9 protein-coding genes are annotated in these 11,049 nt (G+C 63.2%); 8 read left to right on the forward strand and 1 reads right to left on the reverse strand.

The window, feature by feature from the left end; all coding sequences use genetic code 11:
• Window positions 1-152 precede the first annotated feature (152 nt).
• The 8 genes from JQ628_RS11030 to JQ628_RS11065 all read left to right on the forward strand — a co-directional run bounded on the left by JQ628_RS11030 (window position 153) and on the right by JQ628_RS11065 (window position 9,649).
• Window positions 153-1,802, forward strand: a complete 1,650-nt coding sequence (locus tag JQ628_RS11030; RefSeq protein ID WP_212222563.1) for a glycosyltransferase family 39 protein — start codon at window positions 153-155, stop codon at window positions 1,800-1,802.
• Window positions 1,803-2,019: 217 nt separating this feature from the next.
• The gene (locus JQ628_RS11035) at window positions 2,020-3,414 is read left to right on the forward strand and encodes an ABC transporter substrate-binding protein (protein WP_212222564.1); all 1,395 of its coding nucleotides are present in this window, start codon (window positions 2,020-2,022) and stop codon (window positions 3,412-3,414) included.
• A gap of 16 nt (window positions 3,415-3,430) precedes the next feature.
• Window positions 3,431-4,342 (forward strand): carbohydrate ABC transporter permease, encoded by a 912-nt coding sequence (locus tag JQ628_RS11040; RefSeq protein WP_212222565.1) that lies wholly within the window; start codon window positions 3,431-3,433, stop codon window positions 4,340-4,342.
• Window positions 4,339-5,178, forward strand: a complete 840-nt coding sequence (locus JQ628_RS11045; RefSeq protein ID WP_212222566.1) for a carbohydrate ABC transporter permease — start codon at window positions 4,339-4,341, stop codon at window positions 5,176-5,178. The genes JQ628_RS11040 and JQ628_RS11045 overlap by 4 nt, the downstream gene beginning before the upstream one ends.
• Window positions 5,175-6,227 carry an ABC transporter ATP-binding protein gene (locus JQ628_RS11050; RefSeq protein WP_249127737.1) on the forward strand — a complete coding sequence of 351 codons (1,053 nt, stop codon included), beginning with the start codon at window positions 5,175-5,177 and terminating at the stop codon, window positions 6,225-6,227. The genes JQ628_RS11045 and JQ628_RS11050 overlap by 4 nt, the downstream gene beginning before the upstream one ends.
• A gap of 4 nt (window positions 6,228-6,231) precedes the next feature.
• Window positions 6,232-6,996 (forward strand): GntR family transcriptional regulator, encoded by a 765-nt coding sequence (locus JQ628_RS11055; protein ID WP_212222567.1) that lies wholly within the window; start codon window positions 6,232-6,234, stop codon window positions 6,994-6,996.
• Between the two features lie 33 nt (window positions 6,997-7,029).
• Window positions 7,030-8,670 (forward strand): arylsulfatase, encoded by a 1,641-nt coding sequence (locus tag JQ628_RS11060; protein WP_212222568.1) that lies wholly within the window; start codon window positions 7,030-7,032, stop codon window positions 8,668-8,670.
• 67 nt (window positions 8,671-8,737) lie between these two features.
• Entirely contained in the window at window positions 8,738-9,649 is a 912-nt protein-coding gene (locus JQ628_RS11065; protein WP_349628049.1) for a formylglycine-generating enzyme family protein, read from the forward strand.
• On the opposite strand, the gene JQ628_RS11070 is transcribed toward JQ628_RS11065, so the two are convergent.
• Window positions 9,646-11,040 (reverse strand): M20/M25/M40 family metallo-hydrolase, encoded by a 1,395-nt coding sequence (locus JQ628_RS11070; protein WP_212222570.1) that lies wholly within the window; start codon window positions 11,038-11,040, stop codon window positions 9,646-9,648. The two genes, JQ628_RS11065 and JQ628_RS11070, sit on opposite strands and share 4 nt — an antisense overlap.
• Window positions 11,041-11,049 lie beyond the last annotated feature (9 nt).

Genomic DNA, 11,049 nt, shown 5'->3' on the forward strand with positions numbered 1-11,049 from the left:
CGCCAAGCAACCCTTTGCTGCGTTGCACTAGGTGAATTACGCCACAATTGCCAATTACTTGGAAAGGGAACTGCGCTATATGGAAGCCGGGGAATGAGGCTCAGAGGCGCTACTCACGCTTGGGCCATAGGGACGCCGGGTTACCAGTAGCCATGACTTCCATCACGACTTCGGCCATCGATACGCCCGCGCGGCGCTCGGTGGAGCGGACTTGCGATGACCTCGCCGCCATTGTGCTGGGCGCGGTCGCGCTGATCGCTGCGCTCACATTCCGCGACTATGGGCTCGGATGGGACGATTATACCCACGCCGAATATGCCGATCTCCTGCTGCGGATGTTCGGTTCCGGTTTCAAGGACACCGCCGCGCTGTCGTTCGCCAATCTCTACATGTATGGCGGCGGCTTCGACATGGCGGCGGCGCTGCTGCACAAGATCATTCCGCTGGAACTGTTCGAGACGCGCCGGCTGCTCGGCGCCATCGTCGGCATCATCGGGCTGGCTGTGACCTGGCGACTCGGCCGCCGTGTCGGCGGTCCACTCGCAGGCCTTGCGACGCTCCTGATGCTCGTGCTTTGCCCGACCTTCTACGGGCACATGTTCATGAACCCGAAGGACGCGCCGTTTGCGGTGGCGATGGTCGTTCTGTTGCTGGGCCTCGTGCGTCTGGTCGAGGAATATCCGGCGCCCTCGCCGCGCACCATCCTGATCATCGGCATCGGCGCGGGCCTCTCGATCGGCTGCCGCATCCTCGGCGGCCTTGCCATGGTCTACGCGCTGGTCGGCTTCATGCCGCTGCTGCTCGAGGAATTCCGCAAGCAAGGCGCGCGCGAGGCGACGCGCCGCTTTGCGCATGTCGTCTATGTGCTGCTGCCCGGCCTTGCCTTCGGCTACCTGCTCATGGGCCTGGTGTGGCCATGGGCGATCATGGAGCCCGGCAATCCCTTCAAGGCGCTGACCTACTTCTCGCACTTCTTCGAAAAGCCGTGGAAGGAGATGTTCGAGGGCGCACTGGTGTCCGTGCCGGATATGCCGTGGTCGTATCTGCCGACGCTGTTTGCGCTGCAATTGCCCGAGGTGCTGCTCGGCCTTCTGCTGGCGGGCGTTGCCGGCACGTTCATCGCGCTGCCGCGCAAGGACGTCACCGCACGCCGCAAGACCATTCTGCTGATGCTGACGCTGGCGGCTACGCTGCCGCTTGTCATTGCGATGGTGAAGCGGCCAGCGCTCTACAACGGCATCCGCCACTTCATCTTCGTCATTCCGCCGATGGCGGTGCTGGCCGGCGCTGCCTTCGCCAAGGGCATGGATTGGCTGAAGGATAACGGCCGCATCTGGCAACCCGCCGCGCTGGCGGTATTCATCTTCGGCCTGCTGCTGCCGCTTGCCGAGATGATCCGGCTGCACCCCTATCAATACACGCACTTCAACCACATTGCCGGCACGGTTCGCACCGCCGACAATCTCTTCATGCTGGACTATTGGGGGCTTGCGCTGAAGCAGGCATCCGACGGACTGCGCGAGGAACTGGTGGAGCGGCAGGAGGTCCCGCCGCAGGGGCGCAAATGGAAGGTGGCCGTCTGCGGCCCGCAGCGTCCCGCGCAGGTCGCGCTCGGCCCCGACTTCACCATCGGCTGGGATTCCAATGCGGCCGACTTCGCCATGACGCTCGGCGAATTCTACTGCAAGGGCCTGACCGCGCCGGTCATGGTGGAGATCAAGCGCGACGACGTGGTGTTCGCCCGCGTCTACGACATCCGCGGCCGCAGCATTTCGAGCCTGCTGGCGATCCCGGCGCCGTAAGCGTCATTGAAATTTGACTGAAACGGCTTAGTCTCTTCACCAACAACCTCTGCACTACCGAATCAAACGCCGCCCAATCCCGGGCGGCGTTTTTGCGTTTGGGCCTGCCGGTGTGCACAGGCGGAACCGCCGGTTTGACATGTTATAACATTTGCGCAAATGTCCTAACTAACCGGCCAAAGCCGGAGCCAAAGGGGAAGCCAAGGGAGGACAGGAAATGCAGTCATTCAAACCCACCAGACGGACATTCCTAAAGACCGGCACGGCGGCCGCGGCGCTGATCGGATTTGGTCCGGCGGTGCTGCGCGGAGCGGCGGCACAGGAAGCGGATCTTGCGCCCTACAAGTCCGCCAAGATCGACTGGCAGCAGGCGTCCGGCGAGACCATCACGGTAGCGGTCATCCCCGCGAGCTATTTCGAGAACCTGATTACGCTCGCGCCGCAATTCAAAACGCTGACCGGCATCGACGTCCGCTTTGAAAAGATTCCGCCGGCGCAGATCCGCCAGAAATGCGTGATCGACCTGACCTCGAAGACCGGCACCTACGCCACCCACGCCGCCGATCCCATGTACTATTCGCTCTATGCCGCGAACAAATGGGTCGAGCCGCTCGACGGCTATCTCAAGGACAAATCGCTGACCGATGATGCCTGGTTCAAGTTCGACGACATCATTCCGGCCTGGCGCGCCGCCGACAGCATCGACGGCAAGCTCTATGGCGTGCCCTATGACGGCGAAGTCACCATTCAGGTCTATCGCAAGGACCTCTACGACGCGAAGGGTCTGAAGCCGGCCGATACGCTCGAGGCCTATGTCGCCAACGCAGCGGCGCTGAACAATCCGAACGACCGCATCTGGGGCGCCGCGCTCCGCGGTGTCGCCGGCGCCGGCCAGAACATGTACATCTATCCCTCGATCTTCCGCGAGTTCGGCGGCGAGTGGTTCAAGGGCGGCAAGCTGACCGTCAACGGCCCGGAGGCGGAAGCCGCGCTCGCCTGGTATGTCGACCTGATGCGCAAATACGCGCCGACCGCCGCGGCCAACTGGAACTGGCCCGACATCGCGGACGCGTTCTCGCAAGGCACTGTGGCGAACTACATCGACGCGCATTCATCCGCGTCCGTCGTCAACAATCCCGAAAAGTCCAAGGTGATCGGCAAGGTCGCCTATGCGCGCTGGCCGAAGGGACCGTCCGGCAAGCGCGTGACCTCGATCTGGAACTGGGGCTTTCCGATCAACGCCGCGCTTCCCGAAAAGCGGAAGAAGGCGACGTGGCTGTTCATCCAATGGGCCGCCAGCGCCGAGACCCAGGCTCGCACCGCGCACCGCTTCGCGGGTCCCACAAAACGTTCCGGCGTCAATCGCACCTCGATCTGGAAGGATGCGGACTACGTCAAGCTGATGAACGGTTTTGGCAGCAATTTCGTCGAAGCCACCATGCAAGCACTCCAGGAGGACACCGACGTCGATTGGCGGCCGCGCGTGCCGCAATGGCCGGCGATCGGCGACACGATGGCGACCGCCATCCAGTCCGCCCTCTCCGGCCAGGCGACCGTGAAGGCTGCGCTGGACGATGCGCAAAAGCGCATCGAGCCGATGATGCGCGGCTAGGTCGTTCGGCCGAGCGATGACGCAGGCGGCAACAACCACCGCAAGAGACTTCGGCCGCGTGCTGGCGCAGCGCGAGCGCCGGTTCGCGGCCGCACTGCTGGCGCCTGCGTTCCTCGCTCTTATGGCGACGACCACGTTTCCGCTGTTCTTCCTGATCTGGACCAGTGCGTTCCGGATGGATCTGGCGATGCCGTTCACCAACGGTTTTGTCGGATTCGAGAACTACAGCGTGTTGCTTGCGGATGAGCGGTTCTGGACCTCGCTGGTGGTCAGCCTGGTCTACACCGTCTCGACGGTTGTCCTTCAGGTCGTCATCGGCCTCGCGCTGGCCCTGCTCGTGATGGACATGAAACGCGGCCAGGGCCTGTTTCGCCTGATCGCGATCCTGCCGGTGGTGCTCTCGCCGGCCGTCGTCGGCATGATCTGGCGCACTTTCATGCTGGCGCCGGAATTCGGCATCGTCGACTTTCTCGCCATCAATGCCGGGCTCGGCAGCAAGAACTGGCTCGGCGATCCCCTGCTGGCGATGATCTCCGTCATCGTCATCCACACCTGGCAGTGGACGCCGTTCGCCTTCATGGTGCTGCTGGCCTCGCTCGCCTCGCTGCCGGAGGATATCTACGAGGCCGCGCGGCTCGATCGTGCCACTGCGTGGCAGCGTTTCCGCCGCATCACCCTGCCCTTGCTACGCCCTGCGATCGTCATGGTGATCATCATGCGGACCATGGTGGCGCTGACGGCGTTCGCCGCGATCTTCACGGTCACCGGCGGCGGGCCGGGCACTGCAACGGAAATTCTCAACCTGTATGCCTACCGAAAATCCTTCACGGAGCTTTCGATCGGCTATGGCTCGGCGCTCGCCGTCGCGCTCTTGATCGTGACGATCCTTATCTCCGCAATCCTGTTTGCGATGCGGAGGGCGAAATGACCGGCAAGCGCCTTCGCGTCTTCGCGCTGCTGGCGATCTCGCTGGTGTTCCTGCTCGCCTGGGCGTTTCCGGTGCTCTGGAGCGTGCTGAATTCCCTCAAGACCGATCGGGACGCCCTGGCCTATCCGCCAAAACTGATCTTCACGCCGACCTGGGAAGCCTATCACGACGTGCTGTTCGGCTCGGCGTCGATCCTGCCCAACCTCGTCTCCAGCATGGTGATTTCGGTCGGCACCACCGTCGTCACCATGCTGATGGCGATCCCCGCCGCCTATGCGCTGGCGCGGCTGCGTTTCCGCGGCAAGAAGTTTGCCGGCTTCTACGTGCTGGCGACGCAGATGCTGCCGCCGGTCGGCATCATCATCCCCTACTTCCTGGTGCTGCGTAACATCGGCTGGATCGACACCTATCAGGGTATCATCCTGATCTACCTTTCGTTCTCGCTGCCATTCGCGATCTGGCTGCTGGTCTCCTACTTCGAGGACATCCCCTTCGAGATGGAGGAAGCCGCCTATCTCGATGGCGCGAGCCGCCTGCGCACGCTCTGGCGCATCATCATCCCGCAGGTGCGCGGCGGCATCGCCGTGACCGTCGTGTTCGTGTTCCTCAATGCCTGGAATGAATTTTTGTTCGCCGTCGTGCTGAGCGGCAACACCGTGCGGCCGGTGACGGTTGCGATGTTCAATTTCGTCTCGGTCGAGCAGACGCTGTGGGCGAAGCTTGCAGCGGTTTCCGTGCTGGCGATGCTGCCCGTGGTCGTGCTCGGGGTCGTGGCGCAGAAGCATATCGTCAAGGGCTTGACGGTGGGCGCAGTCAAAGGCGGAGGGCGCCGATGAGCGGCCGCGGTCAAGTCCAGTTCAGGGATATCGTCAAGATGCACGGCGACTTCGCTGCGCTGAAGGACGTCAGTTTCGAAATCAAACCGGGCGAGTTCTTCGCCCTGCTCGGCCCGTCCGGCTCCGGCAAAAGCACGACCTTGCGCATTTTAGCCGGGCTCGATGCGCCGACCAGCGGCCGCGTGTTCATCGACGGCAAGGACGTCACCTCGACCGACGCGCGCGACCGCGACATCGCGATGGTGTTCCAGAGCTACGCGCTCTACCCGCACATGACGGTCGCCGAAAATATCTCCTTCCCGCTCGAAATGGCCAACATGCCGAAGGCGGAGATATCAGCCGCGGTAAAGGACGCCGCGCGAAAAGTGCGGATCGACCATCTGCTCGACCGCAAGCCCGGACAATTGTCCGGTGGACAGCAGCAGCGCTGCGCGCTGGCACGCGCTATCGTCCGCAAGGCCCGCCTGTTCCTGCTCGACGAGCCGCTCTCCAATCTCGACGCAAAACTTCGGCTGGAAACCCGCGCGGAACTGAAGAAGTTGCAGCGTTCGCTTGATGTGACCGCCGTCTACGTCACGCACGACCAGGAAGAAGCGATGACGCTGGCCGACCGCATGGCGGTGTTCATGGCCGGTGAAATCCAGCAGGTCGGCACCCCGGCGGAAGTGTTTGCCCGGCCGAACTCGATCGAGATTGCCGGCTTCATCGGCAACCCGCCGATGAACCTCGTGCCGGCCCGCTATAGCAACGGCGACGTCATCATCGCCGGCCACCGCTTCAAGACAATCATGCAGGCCAGCGGCGAACGCGACGTGGTCGCCGGCATCCGTCCCGGCGCGCTTCGCGTCGCGCCGAGCGGGCTGTCCGCGCGGGTCGAACTCGTCGAGGACCTCGGCGATACTGCCGTGCTCGATCTGGATTGCGCCGGCACACTAATCCGCGTGCGCGTCAGCGACGAAAACGTTCCGCGCGAAGGCGACACGATTTCCATCACCGCGCGCGCCCAGGACATCCATCTGTTCGATCCGACGACAGGAAAGCGGCTGTAAGGTCATGGCCCTCCCCACCCGCAAGAAGAGCGAGACTGTGAACGGCGCCGAGCCGCCGGCCGTGCCGCTGCATATCCAGGTCCGCGAAACCATCCGCCGCCAGGTCAAGGAAGGCGCGCTGATCGACAAGACCGGCCGCCTGATGACCGAGGCTGAACTCGGCAAGCACTTTGGCGTCAGCCGCATCACCATCCGCAATGCCATCGCGCCGCTGGTCAGCGAAGGCATGTTCGCGCGCGAGCGCGGGCGCGGCACGTTTCTGCGCTCCAACCAGCCGGAAAACTGGGTCGGCCGTCTGATGGGCTTTTCCGAAACCATCCGGGATGCCGGCTATCACGCCGGCGCGAAGGTGTTGCAGCAGGGCATGACCAACCGGCACGATGCCGAGGTGCGCGAACAGTTGCAGGAACGTGCGGTGTGGCAGCTCAAGCGGCTGCGCCTCGCCGACGACACGCCGATCGCGATCGAGCATGCTTTCTATCCGCCCGATATCGGCCTCGAACTGGAGAAGCGCGATCTGACCTCGATCATCATGTACCGCGTATTCGAGGAAGAACTCGGCCACCCCATCAAGGAAGCCAAGCAGACCATCGGCGCATCGCTTGCCGATTCCGCCAGCGCCAAATTACTCGGCGTGAAAGCCGGCAGTCCCCTGCTCGCCATCGAACGCCTGACGCTCGGCACCGGGGGCCGTCCGCTCGAACTGCTGCGCTCGGTTTATCTCCCCGACTATTTCCGCCTCAGCATCAGCCTGACGCGGCATTCCTGATCACTCGCGACGCGACCAAAGGACAACAACACCATGGCAAATGGCAAGGCATCCGACAGCCCGAACATCCTGATCATCCTCAACGACGACATGGGCTTTTCGGATATCGGCTGCTACGGCGGCGAGATCGAAACGCCCAACCTCGATCGCCTCGCGGCCAACGGCCTGCGCTATTCGCAGTTCTACAACACCGCCCGCTGTAGCCCGTCGCGCGCCTCACTGCTGACCGGCCTGCATCCGCACCAGACCGGCATCGGCATCCTCACCTACAGCAACGGTCCCGAAGGCTACGCCGGCGACCTCAACAAGAGCTGTATCACCATTGCCGAGGTGCTGAAGCAGAAGAAATACAAGACCTATCTGTCCGGCAAGTGGCACGTCTCCAGCAACCTGACTCAGCCGACCGATTCATGGCCGATGCAGCGCGGCTTCGATTACTTCTTCGGCACCATCATCGGCGCAGGCAGCTTCTATCACCCAAGCACACTGACCCGCGGCAACGACAATATCGAGCATGAAGCGGAGAAGGATCCATCCTTCTTCTATACTGACGCGATCAGCGATCAGGCCGCCACCTATATCCGCCAGCACAAGAAGGACAATCCGAACGCGCCGTTTTTCCAGTATGTTGCCTACACCGCGCCGCACTGGCCGCTGCATGCGCATGACGAGGACATCGCAAAGTACAAGGGCCGCTTCGACGCCGGCTGGGACAGGCTGCGCGAGCAAAGACTCCAGCGGCTGATCGACGACGGCATCATCCATCCGAACTGGCAACTCACCGATCGCGATCCGACCCAGCCGCCGTGGACGGAAGCGCAGCATCGCGAATGGACCCTGCGCTGCATGGAAGTCTATGCCGCGCAGATCGACCGCATGGATCAGGGCATCGGCCGCATCATCGCTGCGCTCGAGGAGACCGGCCAGCTCGACAACACGCTGATTATCTTCCTGTCCGACAATGGCGCCTGCGCCGAGGACATTCCGGAAGGCGTGACCGCCAAGGAGCTGGTCGACCAGTTGATGATCGCCAAGGCAAAGACCCGCAAGGGCGAGCCGGTGCGGTTCGGCAACGATCCCTCACTGATGCCCGGCGGCGAGGATACCTATCAGAGCTACGGCACCGCCTGGGCCAATCTCTCCAACTCGCCGTTCCGGCTCTACAAGCACTGGATCCACGAAGGCGGCATCGCAACGCCGTTCATCGTGCACTGGCCGCGCGGCATCAAGGAAAAGGGTGGCTTGCGGCACAATCCCAGCCAGTTGCCGGACATCATGGCGACCATCGTCGACGTCACCGGCGCCACCTACCCCAAGGAATACAACGGCAACGCCATCCTGCCGCTGGAAGGCGAGAGCCTGGTGCCATCATTCTCGTCGGCCTACGGCGGGCGCGGGCCGCTGTTCTGGGAGCATGAGGGCAACGCCGCGGTGCGCATCGGCAAGTGGAAGCTGGTGCGGAAATATCCAGGCCCGTGGGAGCTCTACGACATGGAGACCGACCGCACCGAGATGCACGACCTCGCCGCGGAGCATCCGGAGCGGGTCCGCGAGATGACCGAGCAGTACAACGCGTGGGCCAACCGCTGCGGTGTCATCCCGCGCGAGAAGATCCTGGAGCTCATGAAGGCCGAAGGCGGCACGGCATTCTGGGAAGAAGAGAAGCAGAAGTAGCCGTAACGCCGAGATGACCGAGAGCAAATCCCGTTGCTGCATCCAGCGTCCCGCCGGAGATTCTTCGGTGGACGCTGGCGTGGTGCGCGGGATCGTGCCGAGCCCCGTAGAAATCCCTCGACGCTGGAGCCCGCTGATCGGCGGCTCCTTCCTGATGGGATCGAACGACAAGCGCTTCCCCGAGGACGGCGAAGGGCCGGTGCGGTCCGTTACCGTGACGACCTTCGCCATTGCCTGCCATGCTGTCAGCAATCTGGAATTCGGCGACTTCGTCCGCGCAACCGGCTACACGACCGACGCCGAGCGTTTCGGCTGGAGTTTTGTATTCGAAGGTCTGCTGCCAGACAATGTCAGGCAATCGATCGGCAGCCGCGCCGCCGAAACACCATGGTGGGTGCCGGTGTCGCACGCCTACTGGGCTCAGCCGGAAGGCCCTCCCAGCACGGTCCTCGATCGCCTCGATCATCCCGTGGTTCATATTTCCTGGAACGATGCCAAGACCTACTGCCAATGGTCGCGCACGCGGCTGCCGACCGAAGCGGAATGGGAAATAGCCGCAAGGGGCGGTCTCGAGCAGGCGCTCTATCCCTGGGGCGACGAACTCACGCCCGCAGGACAACACCGCTGCAATATCTGGCAAGGCAATTTCCCTGACCTCAACGCCGCCGATGACGGTTACACCGGCACCGCGCCGGTCCATGCGTTCCCGGCAAATGGATATGGCCTGCACAACATGGCGGGCAACATCTGGGAATGGTGCGAGGATTATTTCTCGCCTCGCTATCATCTCGCTACCGCCGCGGAGGATCCGCTGAACCGCGAGCCCGCCCCTCACCGCTCACTGCGCGGTGGCTCGTTCCTCTGCCACGACTCCTATTGCAACCGCTACCGCGTCGCCGCCCGCAGCTCGAACACGCCGGAAAGCTCGACCAGCAATATCGGTTTCCGCGTCGTGCGAGCAACGCAAGCCGCGCGTTAGCCCTCCGCGAACGCCGCCAGGATCCGCGCCCAGGAGCGGATGCCCTTGTGAAAGCTCTTCAGGTCGTACTTTTCGTTCGGCGAATGGATGTTGTCGTCGTCGAGGCCGAAGCCGACCAGCACGCTGTCGAGGCCGAGCGTGTTCTTGAAGTCGGCGACGATCGGGATCGAGGCGCCGGAGCCGATCAGCAGCGCCTCCTTGCCCCATTCATCGGTGAGCGCGCGCTTGGCGGCAGCGAGCGGCTTCATGTTCCAGTCGAGCGCGATCGCCGCGCCGCTGGAGTGCTCGGTGAACACGGCCTTGCAGTCGCCGGGCAGCCGCGCTGTGACGTAGTCGCGGAACGCCTTCTTGATTTTTTGCGGGTCCTGTCCCGGGACAAGGCGGAATGACACTTTTGCCGAGGCCTCCGCGGGGATCACCGTCTTCGAGCCCTCGCCGGTATAGCCGCCGACGATGCCGTTGATGTCGCAGGTCGGCCGAGAAGATATCTGCTCGATCAGCAAACGGTCCTTCTCGCCGGCGGGAATTGAAAGCCCGATCGGCTTGAGGAACGACTCCGGCGTCAGATTGAGATTCTTCCACTGCGCCAGGATGTCCGGTGGCAGATCCTTCACGCCGTCATAGAAGCCGGGAATGGTGATGCGGCCGTTGTCGTCGAACAGGCCGCCGAGGATATGCGTCAGTACCCGGATCGGGTTGCGCGCGCCGCCGCCGAACACGCCGGAATGCAGGTCGCGGTTGGCGGCCTTGATGGTGACTTCGTCATACATCAGCCCGCGCAGCGAGGTGGTGATGGCCGGCGTGTTCTGGTCCCACATGCCGGTGTCGCAGACCAGCGCGAAATCGGCTTTGAGTTCGTTCTTGTTGGCTTCCATGAACGGCACGAAATTCTTCGATCCGACCTCTTCCTCGCCCTCGATCAGGATGGTCACGTTGACCGGCAGTGATCCCGTCACCTTCTTCCAGGCGCGGCAGGCCTCGACGAAGGTCATCAACTGTCCCTTGTCGTCCTCGGCGCCGCGCGCAACGATGATCTTGCGGCCGTCGGCGTGGTCGGTGACGACAGGCTCGAACGGCGGGCGGTGCCAGAGATTGAGCGGGTCGACGGGCTGCACGTCGTAGTGCCCGTAGAACAGCACATGCGGCTTGCCGGCTTTGCCATTGGCCTTGGCGACGATCGCGGGATGGCCGGCGGTCGGGCGCACCTCGGCCTTGAAGCCGAGCGTCTCGATATCCTTGGCCAGATGATCGGCTGCCTTCTTGCAGTCTTCCGCAAAGGCCGGATCGGCCGAGATCGACTTGATGCGCAAGAGGTCGAACAGCCGCGCAAGGCTGTTGTCGAAATCGGCATCGATATGGTCGAGGACCGGCTGGAGCTGCGCGTTGGCCATGGCGGTTTC

The sequence above is a fragment of the Bradyrhizobium lablabi genome (assembly GCF_018129385.1).
GTDB classification, from domain to species: domain Bacteria; phylum Pseudomonadota; class Alphaproteobacteria; order Rhizobiales; family Xanthobacteraceae; genus Bradyrhizobium; species Bradyrhizobium lablabi_C.